The following is a 17,010-nucleotide window of genomic DNA, read 5'->3' as shown; positions in this document are numbered from 1 at the left end:
TCGCCTTTCGCGCCGGCTGTCGCCGCCCCCGACGTGCCCTCTTCTTCCTTCGTCCTCCCCGAGACGATCCGCCTGCCAGGAGCAGCCATCATGACCTCTGACAGATCCGCTTCGCCCCACGGTGCCCGGCTGAGCCGCGTGATCGCCCTGACCGCCGGTGCCACCCTGGGCCTGGGCGCCCTCTGTGCCGCCCCGCTGGCCATGGCCGGTACCGGCGGCACGGAGGCCACCGACACGGTGGCATCGGCTGCGGACACGGCCTCCCCGGCGGTCACGCTGGGCACGACGACCGTGAAGCCGGGCGGCGAGGTGCCCGTCACGGTGACCGGGTTCCCGGCCGGGGGCACACTGAGCGTCAAGCTCGACGACACGACGCTGCTGAGGCAGTTCCCGATCGGCGACGACGGCAGCGTCTCGGGCTCGGTGACGGTCCCCGCGGCCGCGAACGCCGGCGGCGCCCACTGGCTGCGCTTTCTCGCGCCCGACCCGGCCACTTCGCTGAAGGTGGAGTTCGCGGTCACCGACGCCGCGGCGGGCGACACCGACGCCGCCTCCGCGGCGTCCTCCACCACCGCTCCGGACCCCGTCACCAAGACGATGGCCGCCGCGTCGGCCGAGGCTCCCGTCTCCTACGCGACGATCGCCTGGTCCGCCACCGCCGCGGCGGCGGGCGGTGCCGCCGGGGCCGCGGCCACCACGATGTTCGCCGTGCGCCGCCGCACCACCGCCGCCGGATCCGCTGCGAGCAGCTGAGCCGCCGCCCCTCCGGGCGGCCCCCAAGCCACATTTCCCTTCTGTTGTTCCCCTTGAATCCCGAGAAGAGGGAGTTTCCCCATCATGTCCATCCCTGCCACCCGCATGCGCCGACGCACCGCCGTCAGCGCCGCCGTCGCCGTGGCGGTCGCCGCGGGCAGCACACTGACGCTGGCCGGCACCGCCTCCGCGCACTCCACCGGTTCGACGGTCACCACTGCGAAGCTCACCAAGGGCCTGTACCAGTCGGCCTACTCCGAGCGGAACGACGTCCTGTGGGTCACCGCCGCCGTCGGCCGCCCGCCGGTCACCGAGTCGCACCTGCTGAAGGTCGACCCGAAGACCCTCGCCGTCGAGGCCGACGTGACCCCGCCGGTCACCGACACCGCCACCGGCGCGGTCGAGGCCGTGTACGGCGTCGCCGTGGACGACGAGCACAACACCGTCTGGACGACGAACACCCGCAACAACACGGTCTCCGTCTACAGCCAGCGCACCGGCGAGCACCTCGCCAGTCTGCCGAACGTCAACCACGCCCGCGAGATCGTCGTCGACGAGAAGCACGACACCGTCTGGGCGAGCGCCTTCGGTGACGGCACCCTGGTCGCCTTCGACACCAAGTCCCTCGAGGAGAAGGAGCGCGTCACCGTCGAAGGCGCCGGCCCGACCGGTCTGACCGTCGACGAGAAGACCGGCACCCTCTACGCCGCCGACCTCAACAACGACCGGCTGATCGAGCTGAAGCGCGACTCCGGGACCCCGCGCTTCATCACGGTCGGCGACGGCCCCATCTCGGTGTCGCTGTCCAAGAACGGCAAGACCGCGTACACCGCCGACCAGACCGCGGGCACCCTGTCCGTGGTCGACCTGAAGACGGGCACCGTCACGAAGTCCGTGGCGACCGGCGCGGGCGCCCTGTCGGTGGCGACCGACGAGCGCTCCGGCGACGTCCTGGTGGTCAACCGCACCGACGCCGACATCACCCGGGTCGACCCGAAGACGGGTGTGGTCGAGGAGACCTTCGCCACCGGCGCCAACCCCAACCACGTGGAGGTCGCCGACGGCACCGCCTACGTGGTCGACAAGTCCGGGGCCGGAGCGGCCGAGGACACCGTGACCCGGATCCGCCTCGCCCGCTGACCCGTCGTCACCGCGCCCGTCACGCCCCTCGCCGGGGCGTGACGGGCGCGAGCCACATGCCCACGATCGCGTCGGCCAGCCCGTCGGCGGCGTCCCGCCAGCTGGCGCGCGGAGTCGGACGTCCCTCGGCGAGGGCACGCTCCCGCTCGGCCGCCGTGTGCACGATGAGGTGGCGCGCCATGTCGCCCCGCTCGGCCCGGACCTCGTCCGGGAGCGCCGGCATGCACCGGTTGCGTCCGGCGATGATCTCGCGCAGCGACGAGGAGCCGCGAGACTGGTCGACCATGATCTGGCGCAGCGCGGGATCCGTCATGACCTGGGCGCAGAACCGCGCGTACCAGGTCGGGCTGCCCAGGGCCGCCAGATGGTCGAACTGCGGGCGCACCAGGCAGTCCACCCAGTCGCGCAGATCCGGTGAGTCGCCGAGCGCGGCGAGCTGGCGGGCCCGCAGGTCCTCCACGCGCTCGGAGTGCCGCTGGGCGATGGCGCGGACCAGATCCGTCTTGGTGCCGAAGTGGTAGCCGACCGCGGCGTTGTTGCCCTGCCCCGCGGCCTCGCTGACCTGGCGGTTGGACACCGCGTACACGCCGTGCTCGGCGAACAGCCGCTCGGCCGTGGTCAGGATCAGCTGCCGGGTCGCGCTGACCTGTTCCGCCCGTACCGCCCTGCCCGCCATGACCACCACCGCGCCGGGACTTCCCTCACGGCCCGCGACGGCCAGTCCCTCGAGTCGTCGCAGGTCCGCCGTCATACGGCGCGTTCTCCCCGAAGCCTACGCAACGGCGCGTCCCGGGCGGTGCCCGGCCCGGACGAGCGCGCCTCTTCCGGCACCCCTAGAATACTTCAAGCGACTGACTTAAAACGTGGGCCGGATCCACGCTTCTCCCCGAAAGGCATCTCCATGCCCTCTTCCCCCGCCGCGCCGCGGCCCAACGCCGTGGTGGCGGTGCTGGCCCTGGCCGGCATCGTCGTCTCGCTGATGCAGACACTCGTCATCCCGATCGTCCCGGAACTGCCGAAGCTCCTGGACGCCCCGGCGTCGGACGCGGCATGGGCGGTGACGGCCACGCTGCTCGCCGCCGCCGTGGCCACCCCGGTCGTCGGCCGGCTGGGCGACATGGCCGGCAAGCGGCGCATGCTGATGCTCAGCCTGGTGCTGCTGATCGCCGGTTCGGTGGTCTGCGGGCTCAGCGACTCCCTGGTCCCGATGGTCGTGGGCCGGGCCATGCAGGGCCTGTCCGCCGCGGTGATCCCGCTCGGCATCAGCATCATGCGCGACGAACTGCCCGCCGAGCGGCTCGCCGGCGCCACCGCCCTGATGAGCGCTTCGCTGGGCGTCGGTGGCGCGCTCGGTCTGCCCGCCGCCGCGCTGATCGCGGACAACCTCGACTGGCACATGCTGTTCTGGACCTCCGGCGCGCTCGGCGCCGTCGCCCTGGTCCTGGTGCTGGCGTTCGTGCCCGAGTCGGCGGTGCGCACCGGCGGCCGCTTCGACGTGTCGGGCGGCATCGGCATGGCGGCCGGCCTGGTGTGCCTGCTGCTCGCGATCTCCAAGGGTGCCGACTGGGGCTGGACCAGCGGCCTCACCCTCGGCCTCTTCGCGGCCGCCGTGGTGATCCTGCTGGTGTGGGGCCGCTGGGAGCTGCGCACCCCGCAGCCACTGGTGGACCTGCGCACCACGGCCCGCCGGCAGGTGCTGTTCACCAACCTGGCGTCGATAGCCGTCGGCTTCTCGATGTTCGCGATGTCCCTGGTGCTTCCGCAGCTCCTGCAGTTGCCCGAGGCGACCGGCTACGGGCTGGGCCGCTCCCTGCTGACCGCCGGTCTGGTGATGGCGCCCTCCGGCCTGGTGATGATGGCGTTCGCCCCGGTCTCGGCCAAGGTGTCCAGGGCCAGGGGCCCGAAGGTGACCCTGATGATCGGCGCCCTGATCGTGGCGGCCGGGTACGGGCTGAACATCGTGCTGATGTCCGAGGTCTGGCACCTGGTGCTGGTCTCCTGCGTCATCGGTGCGGGCATCGGCTTCACCTACGGCGCCATGCCGGCCCTGATCATGGGCGCGGTGCCGGCGAGCGAGACGGCCGCCGCGAACAGCCTCAACACCCTGATGCGGTCCATCGGCACGTCGGTCGCCAGCGCGATCGCCGGGGTGATCCTGGCACAGATGACCGTCAGCCTCGGCGGCTTCGCCCTGCCGTCCGAGAACGCCTTCAAGGTGGTCATGGGCATCGGCGCCGGTGCGGCCGTGCTCGCCTTCGTCATCGCCTCCTTCATCCCGAGGCACCGTCCCGCCACCGGGACGGCGCGCGCGGCGTCGGACGACGGCGTCGGGGCGCAGGCCGCCTCCGCGCACTGACGGCGGCGGCGCCCGCCCGGCGGCGTGCGGCACGTGGTCCCTGCGGCCCACCCGCCTCGGGACGGCGTGCTCGCACGCCGGGCTGCCGGTGCCGGCGGGATCAGGCCGCCCGCCCGGCCGGCGCGGGGATGCGGGTCTCCGCCCGTACGATCCGCCGGCGCCGGGACGGCAGGCCCGAGGTGGGGTTGGCGACGCCCCAGGCCGCGGCCCTGCAGATCAGTTCCTTGTACAGGGCGGCCCCGCGCCCCGTCAGAGAACGCCCGACCGCTCGGTCGTCGGCGGTGACGAACTGGATGAGGCCCTCCTTCCGGCCCAGGGAGATGCACTGCTGGTAGTAGCGGATCGAGACGTGGGGGACCTCGGTCCCGGTCAGACGGGCGGCGATGGCGTCGGCGGCCTGCCAGGCCATGGGCACGCCGGACGCGCAGGACATCCGCAGGGGCTTGTCGCCGGGGCCGGTCGCCATGGCCGCGTCGCCCACGGCGTAGACGTCCTCGTGGGAGACCGAGCGCATCGTGGCGTCGACCACGATCCGGCCGTCGTCGCCGAGTTCGAGCGTGGTGGCCCGGGCCATGGGGTGGACGGCGAAGCCGGTGGTCCAGACCGTCACCTCGGCGGGAACGGTCCGTCCGTCGGCCGTCGTCACCGCGTCCGCCCCCACGGCGGTCACCGTGGCGTGTTCGTGGACGGTGACACCGAGTCGGTCCACCACCTTCCGCAGGTGGGCGCGGCCCTTGTCGGAGAGCCAGTCGCCGAGGGCGCCGCGGACGACGAGGGCGACGTCGAGGTCCGGGCGGGCCTCGGCGATCTCGGTCGCGGCCTCCAGACTGGTCAGGCCTCCGCCGACCAGGACCACGGGCCGGCCGGCGCCGAGGCCGGCCAGCCGGTCGCGGAGGCGGAGGGCGCCGGGGCGGCTGGAGACGTCGTGGGCGTGTTCGGCCGCGCCGGGAACGCCCCCGTCGTCCCAGCCGCTGCCCAGGGCGTAGACCAGGGTGTCGTACGCCAGTTCCTCCCGCTCGGGGCCGCCGTCGGCGGTGACCGTCACCGTCCTGCGGTCCACGTCCACGGCGGCGACCCTGGCGAGCTTCAGGTGCACGCCCGTGTCCGCGAACATCTCGCCGAACGGCCGGGGCCTGAGGTCCTGGCCGGTCGCGAGCTGGTGCAGCCGGACGCGCTCGACGAAGTCGGGCTCGGGGTTGACGAGGGTGATGGTGACGCCCTCGCGGTGCAGCCGCCTGGCGAGGCGGCCGGCGGTGACGGCTCCGGTGTAGCCGGCTCCGAGGACGACGATGCGGTGCTGCATGGTCCTGCTCCTGTCTGCGAGGTTTCCACCGCTGTCTGCGCGGTTCCGCCCCTTGAACCGGACAGCCCGGCGTTTCCTGACAGGATCTGGATGTGAAGCACGTCACATGCTTCAGAGGGTGTACAGCGGGTCCCCGTGGTCCCCGGTGGCCCACTGCCGCGTCGCCCGGACGAGCTTGTCGGGATTGACCTGGCTGCGGAGCGCGACGATGCCCTCGGCGGTCACCTCGAGGCAGGTGATCCCGACGACCCGGCCGTCCACGACCGCCACGACGGCGGGTTCGCCGTTCGCGGTCGTGGCGTAGATGTCAGGCGCACCGCCGATGTAGGCCCGCTTGGCATCGCTGGGCGTGAACAGCCCGCGCAGGAACTTGGCGACCGCGAGCGCGCCCTCGAAGGCCTTCGCGCGGGCGGGGACCTTCCCGCCGCCGTCGCCGACGGAGACGGCGTCCTGGGTGAGCAGACGCACGAGGGGTTCGGTCCGTCCGCTGGTCGCCGCGGCCAGGAACTCCTCGACGACCCTCCGGGCGGCGGCCTCGTCGATCTCGGAGCGCGCCCTGCCGCCGCCGACGTGCTTCTTGGCCCGGTGGTGGATCTGCTGGCTGGCGGCCTCGGTGATGTCGAGGATCTCGGCGATCTCCCGGTGCGGGTAGTCGAAGGCCTCGCGCAGCACGTACACCGCCCGCTCGTTGGGTGAGAGGCGTTCCAGCAGGACGAGGACGGCGTACGACACCGACTCGCGCTGCTCGGCCGTGTCGGCCGGGCCGAGCATCGGGTCCCCGGCGAGCACCGGCTCGGGGAGCCACCTCCCCACGTACGTCTCACGCCGGACCCGTGCCGAAGTGAGCTGGTTGAGGCAGAGGTTGGTGAGGACCTTGGTCAGCCAGGCCTCGGGCACGTCGATCCGCTCGACGTCGGCCGCCTGCCAGCGCAGGAACGTCTCCTGCACGGCGTCCTCGGCCTCGGCGGCCGAGCCGAGCAGCCGGTACGCGATGGCCTCCAGCCGGGGCCTGGCGGCCTGGAACCGGTCGACGTCACTCGTGGTCAGGGCCATGCGCGCGATCCTACGGTACGTTCCGGGCCGTGACCCTCGGTGGCCTCGGGCGCCGGGGGCCGGCCCGTCGCGCCGGGCACCGGGGTGTACCGAGGATGGGCCCGTCCCAGCAGGCACCGTGACTCTCTGCCCGCGCCGCGGGCCGGGCCCCTCCCGATGACGGTCGCGCGCGAATCGCCGAGCCACGGCACGTCCCGCCGTGCCCGTGTCCGGCGGGCCGGCGGCGCGCCGAGACGTCCCGCCCGCCCCCGGAGGAAAGGACCCGAGCGCCGGCCGGCCACGGCCGCCCGTGGCCGACGTGCCGGCCGGCTCCCGGCCGCCCTCGGCGCCGTTCAGGGGAACCTGGCGGGCAACGGGCGTGACGGCGCACGGGCGGGTCGAGAACTGACCCGTGGAGCTGCCGTTGATCCCACCCATGCTCGCGACCCCCGGCGCCCTGCCGCCCGCCGCGCAGGACGCCCGCTGGGCCTACGAGACCAAGCAGGACGGCCAGCGGGTGGTGGTCTACCTGCCCGGTGACGGCGGCGTGCTGCTGCGCGCCCGCTCCGGCCAGGACATCACGGCCGCCTACCCGGAACTGCGGCCGCTGGGCACCGCACTCGGCTCCACGCCGGCCGTGCTGGACGGTGAGGTGCTGGCCCTGGACGAACAGGGACGCGCCGACTTCCAGTTGCTCCAGTCGCGCATGGGCCTCGCGCACGCCCCGGGCCGGGCCGCGCACCGGGCGGCGCGGGTCCCCGTGCACCTGGTGCTGTTCGACGTCCTGCACCTGGGGGCCCGGTCCCTGCTCCGCCGGCCCTACACCGCCCGGCGCGGACACCTGGAGTCGCTCGGTCTCGACGGGCCGTTCTGGTCGACCCCGGCCGCGCTGGTCGGCCACGGCGAACAGGCCCTGCGCGCCACCCGCGAGCACGGCCTGGAGGGCCTGGTGTGCAAGCGCCTCGACTCGGTGTACGAGCCGGGGGTCCGCTCCCGGGCCTGGATCAAGATCCGCAACATGCGCAGTGAGGACGTCGTGGTGGGCGGCTGGCTGCCCGGCAGGGGGCGGCTCACGGGCCTGCCGGGTGCCGTCCTGGTCGGCCAGCGCGCCGCGGGCCGGCTGCGCTACGTCGGCGGGGTGGGCACCGGCTGGAGCGAGACCGAGCGCACCGAGCTGGCCGCGCTGCTGCGGGCCGCGTCGACGGACGTGTGCCCCTTCGACCCGGTGCCGCGGCTGCCGGAGGCGCGCTGGGTCGTCCCGCGGCTGGTCGGCGAGGTCCGTTACAGCACCCGCACCCGGGAGGGGATGCTGCGCCAGCCGTCCTGGCTGAGGCTGCGCCCGGACCTGGCGCCCGAGGAGTCGGCCGCCGACCTCCCCGACGACCTGGCGTGACGCGCGGGCCGACGTTCGTCCGCCCTTCACCGGCGGTACGCACGCGCCCCCTTGGCGCGGCAGGGAAAAGGCGGGACTCTGAACTCCCTTTCCCCCCACAGCCGTCGGGCTGCACCCGGACCCCCAGGAGGACCCGGTGTCGTCGCGTACCGCCCGTACCCGCCGCAGGAGATGGCTCACCGCTCCGCTCGGCGCCCTCGCCCTCGTCGTCGCCTTCCCCGCCACCGCCTTCGCCGCACCGCCGCCGGGACTGCCCGGCAACGCCGACAGCCTGGAGCGGGCCTACCAGCCCGCCTTCGACTACGACACCGACGGCTGCTACCCCACGCCGGCGATCGGCTCCGACGGCACGGTCAACGGCGGGCTCAATCCGACCGGAGCCCTCGACGGCAACTGCCGGGACGCCTCCGACCTGGAGAACACCAACAGCTACTCGCGCGCCAAGTGCGACCACGGCTGGTGCGCCTACCTGTACGGCCTCTACTTCGAGAAGGACCAGGCGCTGCCCGGCAGTTCCCTCGGCGGGCACCGGCACGACTGGGAACACGTCGTGGTGTGGGTGCGGGACGGCACCGTCGCGTACGTGTCGACCTCGAACCACGGCTCGTTCAGCGTGCACGCGCGGTCGGCGGTCCGCTTCGACGGCGCGCACCCGAAGATCGTCTACCACAAGGACGGCATCGGCACCCACTGCTTCCGCCTCGCCGGCGCGGGCGACGAGCCGCCGGAGAACCACCGGGGCAGCTGGCAGTACCCGGCCCTGGTGGGCTGGAAGGGGTATCCGGCCGGGCTGCGCGAGAAGCTGAGCGCGTACGACTTCGGCAGCGCCCACTTCGGCCTGAAGGACGGCAGCTTCGCCTCCCACCTGGCGGCGGCCGAGCCCCCGGGCCTCCCCTTCGACCCCTACGCCTGACGGGACGAGGGGCAGTCGGGCGAACCGCGCGGCCCGCACGCCCCCGGGGGCACTATCGTGTCCGCATGTCCGCCCCCGAACTGATCCGCATCGTCTCCCGCGACTCCCCGATGGCCCTCGCTCAGGTCGAGCGCGTGCGGGCCGAGTTGGCGGCCCTCCACCCCGGCGTGCGCACCGAGGTCGTACCGGTGAAGACCACCGGCGACAAGTGGCTCGGCGACCTGTCGCAGGTGGAGGGCAAGGGCGCCTTCACCAAGGAGGTCGACGCCGCCCTGCTGTCGGGCGAGGCCGACCTCGCGGTGCACTGCGTCAAGGACGTGCCCGCCGACCGGCCCCTCCCGGCCGGCACGGTGTTCGCCGCGTTCCTGAAGCGGGACGACATCCGCGACGCCCTCGTCCACCCGGACGGGCTCACCCTGGACGAGCTTCCGGACGGCACCCGCGTGGGCACCTCCTCGGTGCGCCGGGTCGCCCAACTGGCCGCCACCCATCCGCACCTGACGTGCGTTCCGTTCCGCGGCAACGCCAACCGGCGGCTGGCGAAGCTGGCCGCCGGCGAGGCGGACGCCCTGCTGCTCGCGGTCTCCGGCCTGGAGCGCATCGGCCGCACCGACGTGATCAGCGAGGTCCTGTCCACGGAGACGATGATGCCGCCGATCGGCGCGGGCATCCTCGCCCTCCAGTGCCGCGAGGACGACGCCGAGCTGATCGACGCGGTCAGCGGCCTCGGCGATCCGGACACCCACCGGGAGGTCACGGCGGAGCGGATGTTCCTGCACGTGCTCCAGGGGCACTGCAACAGCCCGATCGCCGGATACGCCCGGGTGGACCGGAGCGGGGAACTCGCCCTGCGGGCCTGCGTGTTCACTCCGGACGGCAAGGTACGGCTGAACGCCCACGAGTGGGCGGGCCGGCTCGACCCGGCCACGCTCGGCACGTCGGTCGCGGTGGCGCTGCTGCGTCAGGGCGCCCGGGAGGTCATCGACGGCATCGCACACTGAGGCGCCGCCGCGCGGCGGATCAGGCGGTGCCCTCCTCCGCCTGGCCCCGCAGGAAGGCGCTCACCTGGTGCGCCAGGCCGTCGTCGCGGACCGCGCCCGACAGGGCCCCGGTGGCCGGCTCGTGCAGCCCGAGGCCGCCGGTCCACAGCCGGCGGTCGGCCCACTCCTCGTCCACCCGCAGCTGCACCTGGACGTCCACCTGGGACAGGCTCGCCTCGGGACCGGCCGCGTAGAGGACGGCGGTGGCCCGGCGCAGCGGGTGGACGTCGAAGCCCTCGACGAACTGCGAGTTGCGCCAGTCGAGGAAGGCGCCCTCGCCGTCGGGACCGGTCCGCACGTCGATCTGACCGTCCTCCAGGTGGACGCAGAAGGGCCGGCCGCCCCGGTTCTCGACGGTCACCCGGACGCTGAAGTACGTCAGACCCTCCGCGGCGTCGTCGCGGCCACGCGGCGGCTCGGCCGCCTCCAGACGGTGGACGCGGACCCGCAGACCGGCATGTTCCTCGTACTCCTGCCAGTCCCCGACCACGTTCGGCTCGTACACAGCGCACCTCTCGACTTCCCGAAGCTGCTTCCTATCCGTGTGCTCAGTGCACTGTCAAATGAGCGGAATGCGCCGTGGCCAGGGCCTTCGCCCTCTTTGATCGATGATCAAGCGCTGCGCAGGAACTATCCGCCGCGCGTCCGCCGGACGATCACAGCGAGCGTGCCGCACATCACGTTCCGCACCGGCACCGTTCCGGTGACCGCGGACGGGGCCGTTCGGGCGAGCGTTCTACGCCCACAAGGCTTAATGTCCCTATATATGAGGAGTTGTTTTGGAATCGGACCGGTAGGGAAAGCCCCTGTCAGTGCTTCGGACAGGAGGCACGTCCGAGGGTTCCGGCGCGTCCGGCACCCCGGTGTTCTGTCCACCCGGCACTCCTGCTGAGGGAGGTGCGCACGCATGCGTATCGCCAGCAGAACCAAGCCCCACCCCCACGACGACGCGCCCGACACGGCCGCCGCGTTCGAACGGCTCGCGGCACTGCCCGACGACGGCCCGGAACGCAAGGCGCTGCGGGACGAACTGATCCAGGTCTGGCTGCCCATGGCCGAGCGGATCGCCGTCCGCTTCCGCGGACGGGGCGAGAGCCTGGACGATCTCTACCAGGTGGCGGCCCTCGGACTGGTCAAGGCCGTCGACCACTACGACCCCGGACGCGGTCACGCCTTCGAGGCCTACGCCGTACCCACCGTCACCGGTGAGATCAAGCGGCACTTCCGCGACCACATGTGGACGCTGCACGTGCCGCGCCGCATCCAGGACCTGCGCAACCGGGTGCGCCGCGCCACGAAGGAGCTGGCGCAGACCACGCCGGGGCGTGCCCCCACGATCGAGGAGATCGCCGAGCACGCGCACCTGACCACGGTGGAGGTCCGCACCGGCATGGAGGCACTGGAGTGCTTCTCCGCCCTCTCGCTGGAGGCGGAGATGCCGGGCACCGACGGGTACGCCCTCGGGGACGCCCTGGGCGGTCCCGACCCGGCCTTCGACACCGTCGTCGACCGGGTGGCCGTCCGTCCCTGCCTGGAGGCGCTGCCCGAACGCGAGCGCACCATTCTCTACCTGCGCTTCTTCGGCGGTATGACGCAGAGCCGCATAGCGCAGCAGCTCGGCATCTCGCAGATGCACGTCTCGCGGCTGCTCAGCGGCTGCTTCGACCGGATCCGCGAGGAGATCCTCGCGGAGGCACGCTGATCCCGGCACGCGCCCCGGCGCGTCCTCACCGCTGTGGCGGAGCGCCGGGGATCTGCGTCGGGGCGTGACGGTCCAGGGCCTCCTCCAGGGCGATCCGGATCTCCGCCGGCATCACTCCCGTGCGCCCCCAGATGAGGATCAGTTCGGCCACGCTGCGCAGTTTGATGTTCGTATGCTGGGAAACTTCCTTCAGTACGGCCCATCCCTCGTCCGGCGTCACCCGGCCGAGCACGACGACCATCCCGATGGCCTGGTCGACGACGGCGTGCGAGACGACCGCCTCCTTCAGCTGCCGGATCTGCTCCTGCAGCCGGGATATCTGGTCCGGGCCCCCGTCCGTGGGCATGGTCACCTCCGGATCCGGCGTGTCACCGCCGCTCGTGCCGCGCGGTACCGCTCCGACGCCTCCATCGTCGTCACATGTGCCACCCCGCGCCACTGGGCCGTGCGGGGCGCACCCGCCACCGTTTCGGCGGCGCCGCCGGGGTACTCGACAGGCGCCCCCCGCCGTTCCGGTCGGACACTGGTGTGGAACCGGTGACCGCCGGTGCACGAGACCAGGACGCGACTGCCATGAACCACGACATGCCCTCCCCCGCCGGTACGGACAGCATCGTCTCGACCCGATCCGTGTACGGGGCCCCGTGCTGGGTGAGTCTGACCAGCCGCGATCTCCAGGCCACCGAGGACTTCTACTCCGCCGTGCTGGGCTGGCGGTGGCGGCCGGCGAAGCTCGGCGAGCCCTTCCGGATCGCCCTGGCCGACGGGGTGCCGGTCGCCGGGATCGCCGCGGTCGCCGGGATGTGGCAGATGGCGGTGGCGTGGACGCCGTACTTCGCCGTGCGCAGCGCGGACGACGCCGTGTCGCGGGCGGCCGAACGCGGCGGCACGGCCGCGGTCGGGCCGATCTCCCTGCCGCCCGGCCGGGCGGCGCTGCTCGCCGACCGGGACGGTGCGACCTTCGGGATCTGGGAGGGCGAGCTGTTCTCGGACTGGGACACCTGGCGCACCTCGCGTCCCGCCTTCATCCGGTTGCACACGCGTGACGCGTTCGACGCCGCCATCTTCTACGGCGAGGTCTTCGACTGGGCGTCCGGCAGCGGATGCTGCGAGGTCCAGTACGAGGGCGACGAGGTGGTGCTGCGCAATCAGGGTGACGTCGTGGCGCGCATCGAGTCGGGCGCTCTGGAGGCGGCCCCCGACCCCGCGATCCGGCCGCACTGGCAGGTGCACTTCGCGGTCGGCGACGTCGCCGCCTGTGCCCGCGCCGCCGAGCGGCACGGCGGCAGCGTGCTGTCGCTGGGCGACGAGGAGGCCGTGCTCCGGGACGCCGACGGCGCGCAGTTCACGGTGACCGCGCGCCGCCTCGGACACTGATCACCGACTCACCGACTCACCGACTCTCCGGCTCACCGGCCGGTGCGGGACGGGCGGGAGAGCAGGACCAGACTGCGTGACTCGACGGTCAGCGCCGTGCCCGCCTTGCACTCCGCCTCGTCGGGGACGCCTTCCGGGTCGGCGGTGTCGATCAGTGCCGCCCAGCGTTCGCCGTAGGCGGCGCCGGGCAGCCGGAAGCGGGCGGGCTCCCAGTGGCTGTTGAGCAGCAGCAGGAAGGAGTCGTCGACGACGGGCCTGCCGCACGGGTCGGGTTCGGCGATGGCGTCGCCGTTGAGGAAGACGGCGACGGCGTGGGCGTCGGAGCGCTGCCAGTCGTCGTCGGTCATCTCCCTCGCGTCCGGCAGCAGCCACACCAGGTCGGGCAGCGGCTGGTCCGCGTTCGTCACCGTCTCGCCGCGGAAGTAGCGGCGCCGGCGCAGGACGGGGTGGTCGGCGCGCAGCGCGATGACGCGCCGGGCGAAGTCCAGCAGGGCGCGCTGCTCCTTCCCCAGCCGCCAGTCGATCCAGGAGATCTCGTTGTCCTGGCAGTAGGCGTTGTTGTTGCCCCGCTGGGTGCGGCCCAGCTCGTCGCCGTGGCAGAGCATGGGGATGCCCTGCGAGAGCAGGAGCGTGGCCAGGAAGTTGCGCTGCTGGCGGCCGCGCAGCTCGCGTACGGCGGGGTCCTTCGTCCGCCCCTCGGCACCGCAGTTCCAGGACCGGTTGTGGCTCTCGCCGTCCTGGTTGTCCTCGCCGTTGGCCTCGTTGTGCTTGTCGTTGTACGAGACGAGGTCGCGCAGGGTGAAACCGTCGTGCGCGGTGACGAAGTTGACGCTGGCGCGGGGGCGGCGCCGGCTGTGCTGGTACAGGTCGGAGGAGCCGGTCAGCCGGGACGCGAACTCGCCGAGCGTGTGCTCCTCGCCGCGCCAGAAGTCCCGTACCGCGTCCCGGTACATGCCGTTCCACTCCGACCACAGCTGCGGGAAGTTGCCCACCTGGTAGCCGCCCTCGCCGAGGTCCCAGGGCTCGGCGATCAGTTTGACGCGGCTGATCACCGGGTCCTGTTGGATGAGGTCGAAGAACGCCGAGAGCCGGTCCACCTCGTGGAACTGCCGGGCGAGCGTGGCCGCGAGGTCGAAGCGGAAGCCGTCGACGTGCATCTCGGTGACCCAGTACCGCAGCGAGTCCATGATCAGCTGGAGCACGTAGGGGTGGCGCATCAGCAGGCTGTTGCCGGTGCCGGTGGTGTCGTAGTAGTGCTGCCAGTCGCCGTCCACCAGCCGGTAGTACGAGGCGTTGTCGATGCCGCGGAAGGAGAGGGTGGGGCCCTTCTCGTTGCCCTCGGCGGTGTGGTTGTAGACCACGTCGAGGATGACCTCGAGGCCGGCCGCGTGCAGGGTCTTGACCATCGACTTGAACTCGGTGACCTGCTGCCCGCGGGTGCCGAGGGCGGCGTAGCCGTTGTGCGGCGCGAAGAAGCCGATGGTGTTGTAGCCCCAGTAGTTGGACAGGCCCCGGTCGGTCAGGACGCCGTCGTGCACGAACTGGTGCACCGGCATGAGCTCGACGGCGGTCACGCCGAGGGAGGTCAGGTGGTCCACGACCGCCGGGTGCGCCAACCCGGCGTAGGTGCCGCGCAGTTCGTCCGGCACGTCGGGATGGGTCCGGCTCATGCCGCGGACGTGGGCCTCGTAGATCACGGTCTCCGAGTACGGGCGCCGCGGCGGGCGGTCGTCGCCCCAGTCGAAGAAGGGGTCGGTGACCACGCCGAGCATGGTGTGCCCGGCGCTGTCCGCCGGGTCGGGTCTGCCGTGGGCGCGTTCGAAGAGGGAGGGGTGGTTGTCCACCATCCCGTCCACCGCCCGCGTGTACGGGTCGAGGAGCAGCTTCGCCGGGTTGCAGCGGTGGCCGACGGACGGGGCCCACGGGCCGTGGACCCGGTAGCCGTAGCGCTGTCCCGGGCCGACGCCGGGCAGGTAGCAGTGCCAGACGAAGCCGTCGACGTCCGGCATCCGGATGCTGCTGTGGGTGCCGTCCTCGTCGACGAGGACGAGGTCGACGCGTTCGGCGACCTCGCTGAACAGCGCGAAGTTGGTGCCCTGACCGTCGTACGACGCCCCCAGCGGACAGGGGTGCCCGCTCCACACGGGCGACCCCTTCCAGTTCGGCCTCGCCCGGGTCACCGGGCCCCCTCCAGGACGCCGTGGGTGGTACTGACCGGGCTGGCCACCCGGCCCACCGGCATGATCTCTCGCGGCACTTCCAGCCCCTCCTGGGTGATCGGCTCGGGCGCCGTCGGCACCAGCGGTACGCGTTCGCCGGCACGGGCGCGCTGCGAGAACCAGATGACCTTCGCGCCCGTCTCGGTGGCGCAGCAGCCCCAGCCGTCGCTGTTGGCGGCGAGGTGCTGCAGACAGGTGCGCAGGTCCTGGTCGGGACGGAGCGCGTGGTCGTTGCCCCCTACCGCCGTGATGAGGTGGTGGCGGTTCCACCACATCTCGATCGACGTGTTCTTGTCGCTCGCGTGCTCGTCGATCGCCAGCAGCAGCATCTCGGCGCCCGAGCAGACGGGTTCGACGAGGTTCTCCAGATCCCAGAACCTGAGGTGAGCGGCCAGGATGCGCCTGACCTGTCCGACCCGTTCCGGGCTGACTTCCACGTCGAGGTGGTAGTAGCAGGGCACTGCGGTCTTCATCGTCGTGGCTCCTCACCGCGAAAGCTCGCGCTTCTCCGTCCCTCGGTGGACGGACTCCCCGTACACGAAGCGTGAGCACTGGTCGCTTCTGAGTCACTCCAGAGTGAGAGCAGTAGTCCATTCGTGCAACACGAGCGGCGGATGTCCGAATTGTGGTGGAAAAATCAGTTGAAGATCCAACAAGACGGGATGTCACAGTCCGTGCACCATGTGTGAAGAATTGGATCGTCCGTACCGGACCGTCACGGAAGGTGACCGGCCATGCTGCTTCCTGCGAAGACAGAAGTCGCCCGGCAGCTGCGGCGTTACCGCGCCTGGGAACGGATGATGCTCGCGTCCCCCGCGGACGTGCGGGTCCGGGCCACCTTCGAGGACTCCGGATACACCCTCTGCGTGCTCATGGGGAAGCGGTGCGCGCGCGAGGCGGCGGACGCCGCCGAACGGTACCTGCGGACGACCCTGGTCACCTACTTGCAGGAGCAGAACGAGCGGCCCCTCACCACCCGGCCGGCCCGGCGTGGCCCGCCGGCGGTGGACCGGCTCTCCCCGTCGGGGCGGAAGACCCCCTCCGGCGCAGCTTGACCCATCCGGCCGGGCCCCGAGCCCGGCCTCGAGCACGGCGGAGGTGAGAACGGATGAGCGCGACCGCGACGATCGGACGCATCCCGGTGCGGGACGTCCACCCGGTGGTGGATTGCGGCAGACGCCCGGCGAAGGCGGTGGCGGGGGAGACGTTCGAGGTCACCGCGTCCGTGTTCCGCGAGGGACACGACGCGGTGGCCGCCAACGTCGTGCTGAAGGACCCCGAGGGCCGGCCCGGCCCGTGGACGCCGATGCGGGAGCTGGCCCCGGGCAGCGACCGCTGGGGCGCCGAGGTCACCCCGGGCGCGCCGGGCCGGTGGACCTACCGGGTGGAGGCCTGGAGCGATCCGGTCGCCACCTGGAAGCACCAGGCACGGATCAAGATCCCGGCGGGCATCGACACCGGTCTGGTCCTGGAGGAAGGGGCCGAGCTGTACCGGCGCGCCGCCTCGGGCGTCCCGAAGAACTCCGGGCGTGCCGTGGTGCTGGCGGCCGCGGCGGTGCTGCGCGACGACACGCTGCCGGTGGCCACCCGGCTGGCGGGGGCGTTGACGCCGGAGGTGGACGCGGTGCTGGCCCGGCATCCGCTGCGGGAGCTGGTCACCACCTCCGACCCGCTGCCCCTGCTGGTCGAGCGGGAACGTGCCCTGTACGGCTCCTGGTACGAGTTCTTCCCCCGCTCCGAGGGCACCGCCGACCGGCCCCACGGCACCTTCGACACCGCCGC

The 17,010-nt window shown here is 72.5% G+C and carries 17 protein-coding genes; 10 read left to right on the top strand and 7 right to left on the bottom strand.

What is annotated here, in order from left to right; translation table 11 throughout:
- The first annotated feature begins 90 nt into the window (after positions 1–90).
- Positions 91–753, top strand: a complete 663-nt coding sequence (locus ACGF3H_RS16055; RefSeq protein ID WP_362500173.1) for a hypothetical protein — start codon at positions 91–93, stop codon at positions 751–753.
- A gap of 84 nt (positions 754–837) precedes the next feature.
- A complete protein-coding gene (locus ACGF3H_RS16050) occupies positions 838–1,893 on the top strand; it encodes a YncE family protein (protein WP_362500174.1) in 1,056 nt (351 codons plus the stop codon).
- A 19-nt stretch (positions 1,894–1,912) separates the two neighbouring features.
- On the opposite strand, the gene ACGF3H_RS16045 is transcribed toward ACGF3H_RS16050, so the two are convergent.
- Positions 1,913–2,569, bottom strand: a complete 657-nt coding sequence (locus ACGF3H_RS16045; RefSeq protein WP_362500189.1) for a TetR family transcriptional regulator — start codon at positions 2,567–2,569, stop codon at positions 1,913–1,915.
- A gap of 225 nt (positions 2,570–2,794) precedes the next feature.
- Between ACGF3H_RS16045 and ACGF3H_RS16040 the strand changes: the two genes are divergently transcribed.
- Positions 2,795–4,249, top strand: coding sequence for an MFS transporter (locus tag ACGF3H_RS16040; protein WP_362500175.1), 1,455 nt, complete (start codon positions 2,795–2,797; stop codon positions 4,247–4,249).
- 100 nt (positions 4,250–4,349) lie between these two features.
- On the opposite strand, the gene ACGF3H_RS16035 is transcribed toward ACGF3H_RS16040, so the two are convergent.
- A complete protein-coding gene (locus ACGF3H_RS16035; RefSeq protein WP_362500176.1) occupies positions 4,350–5,552 on the bottom strand; it encodes an FAD-dependent oxidoreductase in 1,203 nt (400 codons plus the stop codon).
- A 111-nt stretch (positions 5,553–5,663) separates the two neighbouring features.
- Positions 5,664–6,605, bottom strand: a complete 942-nt coding sequence (gene sigJ / locus ACGF3H_RS16030) for an RNA polymerase sigma factor SigJ (RefSeq protein WP_362500177.1) — start codon at positions 6,603–6,605, stop codon at positions 5,664–5,666.
- 391 nt (positions 6,606–6,996) lie between these two features.
- On the opposite strand from sigJ, the gene ACGF3H_RS16025 reads away from it, so the two are divergent.
- The 3 genes from ACGF3H_RS16025 to hemC all read left to right on the top strand — a co-directional run bounded on the left by ACGF3H_RS16025 (position 6,997) and on the right by hemC (position 9,891).
- On the top strand, positions 6,997–7,977 hold the full coding sequence (locus ACGF3H_RS16025; protein ID WP_362500178.1) for an ATP-dependent DNA ligase: 981 nt from the start codon (positions 6,997–6,999) through the stop codon (positions 7,975–7,977).
- A gap of 136 nt (positions 7,978–8,113) precedes the next feature.
- Positions 8,114–8,890 carry an NPP1 family protein gene (locus ACGF3H_RS16020; RefSeq protein WP_362500179.1) on the top strand — a complete coding sequence of 259 codons (777 nt, stop codon included), beginning with the start codon at positions 8,114–8,116 and terminating at the stop codon, positions 8,888–8,890.
- Between the two features lie 65 nt (positions 8,891–8,955).
- Complete coding sequence (gene hemC, locus ACGF3H_RS16015) at positions 8,956–9,891, top strand: hydroxymethylbilane synthase (RefSeq protein WP_362500180.1); 936 nt, start codon at positions 8,956–8,958, stop codon at positions 9,889–9,891.
- A gap of 19 nt (positions 9,892–9,910) precedes the next feature.
- Here hemC and ACGF3H_RS16010 read toward each other — a convergent pair whose 3' ends face one another.
- The gene (locus ACGF3H_RS16010) at positions 9,911–10,435 is read right to left on the bottom strand and encodes a hypothetical protein (RefSeq protein WP_362500181.1); all 525 of its coding nucleotides are present in this window, start codon (positions 10,433–10,435) and stop codon (positions 9,911–9,913) included.
- A 402-nt stretch (positions 10,436–10,837) separates the two neighbouring features.
- On the opposite strand from ACGF3H_RS16010, the gene ACGF3H_RS16005 reads away from it, so the two are divergent.
- Positions 10,838–11,632: an RNA polymerase sigma factor SigF gene (locus ACGF3H_RS16005; RefSeq protein WP_362500182.1), complete on the top strand. Its 795-nt coding sequence runs from the start codon at positions 10,838–10,840 to the stop codon at positions 11,630–11,632.
- Positions 11,633–11,657: 25 nt separating this feature from the next.
- Here the strand turns inward: ACGF3H_RS16005 and ACGF3H_RS16000 are convergent, their stop codons facing one another.
- The gene (locus ACGF3H_RS16000) at positions 11,658–11,978 is read right to left on the bottom strand and encodes an ANTAR domain-containing protein (protein ID WP_362500183.1); all 321 of its coding nucleotides are present in this window, start codon (positions 11,976–11,978) and stop codon (positions 11,658–11,660) included.
- 227 nt (positions 11,979–12,205) lie between these two features.
- Here ACGF3H_RS16000 and ACGF3H_RS15995 point away from each other — a divergent pair, with 227 nt between their 5' ends.
- Positions 12,206–13,009 (top strand): VOC family protein, encoded by an 804-nt coding sequence (locus tag ACGF3H_RS15995; protein ID WP_362500184.1) that lies wholly within the window; start codon positions 12,206–12,208, stop codon positions 13,007–13,009.
- Positions 13,010–13,041: 32 nt separating this feature from the next.
- Here the strand turns inward: ACGF3H_RS15995 and glgX are convergent, their stop codons facing one another.
- Positions 13,042–15,189, bottom strand: a complete 2,148-nt coding sequence (gene glgX, locus ACGF3H_RS15990) for a glycogen debranching protein GlgX (RefSeq protein ID WP_362500185.1) — start codon at positions 15,187–15,189, stop codon at positions 13,042–13,044.
- Entirely contained in the window at positions 15,186–15,701 is a 516-nt protein-coding gene (locus ACGF3H_RS15985; RefSeq protein ID WP_362500186.1) for a pep a2, read from the bottom strand. The genes glgX and ACGF3H_RS15985 overlap by 4 nt, the downstream gene beginning before the upstream one ends.
- Positions 15,702–15,962: 261 nt before the next feature.
- Here ACGF3H_RS15985 and ACGF3H_RS15980 point away from each other — a divergent pair, with 261 nt between their 5' ends.
- Positions 15,963–16,283: a DUF5133 domain-containing protein gene (locus ACGF3H_RS15980; RefSeq protein WP_362500187.1), complete on the top strand. Its 321-nt coding sequence runs from the start codon at positions 15,963–15,965 to the stop codon at positions 16,281–16,283.
- A gap of 53 nt (positions 16,284–16,336) precedes the next feature.
- A partial coding sequence (locus ACGF3H_RS15975; RefSeq protein WP_362500188.1) for a maltotransferase domain-containing protein occupies positions 16,337–17,010 on the top strand: 674 nt, incomplete at its 3' end.

The organism is Streptomyces sp. NPDC048185, assembly GCF_043202495.1.
Classification (GTDB): Bacteria; Actinomycetota; Actinomycetes; order Streptomycetales; family Streptomycetaceae; genus Streptomyces.
Note: the sequence above shows the minus strand (reverse complement) of the source record. Positions and strands in the feature narration are given on the sequence as shown.

What these genes read in the sequence shown, in the direction of transcription:
- ACGF3H_RS15995 (WP_362500184.1), top strand. Translation starts at nt 12,206, where the DNA reads ATGAACCACGACATGCCCTCCCCCGCCGGTACGGACAGCATCGTCTCG.
- ACGF3H_RS15985 (WP_362500186.1), bottom strand. Translation starts at nt 15,701, where the DNA reads ATGAAGACCGCAGTGCCCTGCTACTACCACCTCGACGTGGAAGTCAGC.
- ACGF3H_RS16055 (WP_362500173.1), top strand. Translation starts at nt 91, where the DNA reads ATGACCTCTGACAGATCCGCTTCGCCCCACGGTGCCCGGCTGAGCCGC.
- ACGF3H_RS15980 (WP_362500187.1), top strand. Translation starts at nt 15,963, where the DNA reads ATGCTGCTTCCTGCGAAGACAGAAGTCGCCCGGCAGCTGCGGCGTTAC.
- hemC (WP_362500180.1), top strand. Translation starts at nt 8,956, where the DNA reads ATGTCCGCCCCCGAACTGATCCGCATCGTCTCCCGCGACTCCCCGATG.
- ACGF3H_RS16050 (WP_362500174.1), top strand. Translation starts at nt 838, where the DNA reads ATGTCCATCCCTGCCACCCGCATGCGCCGACGCACCGCCGTCAGCGCC.
- ACGF3H_RS16045 (WP_362500189.1), bottom strand. Translation starts at nt 2,569, where the DNA reads ATGGCGGGCAGGGCGGTACGGGCGGAACAGGTCAGCGCGACCCGGCAG.
- ACGF3H_RS16000 (WP_362500183.1), bottom strand. Translation starts at nt 11,978, where the DNA reads ATGCCCACGGACGGGGGCCCGGACCAGATATCCCGGCTGCAGGAGCAG.
- ACGF3H_RS16040 (WP_362500175.1), top strand. Translation starts at nt 2,795, where the DNA reads ATGCCCTCTTCCCCCGCCGCGCCGCGGCCCAACGCCGTGGTGGCGGTG.
- ACGF3H_RS16035 (WP_362500176.1), bottom strand. Translation starts at nt 5,552, where the DNA reads ATGCAGCACCGCATCGTCGTCCTCGGAGCCGGCTACACCGGAGCCGTC.
- sigJ (WP_362500177.1), bottom strand. Translation starts at nt 6,605, where the DNA reads ATGGCCCTGACCACGAGTGACGTCGACCGGTTCCAGGCCGCCAGGCCC.
- ACGF3H_RS16005 (WP_362500182.1), top strand. Translation starts at nt 10,838, where the DNA reads ATGCGTATCGCCAGCAGAACCAAGCCCCACCCCCACGACGACGCGCCC.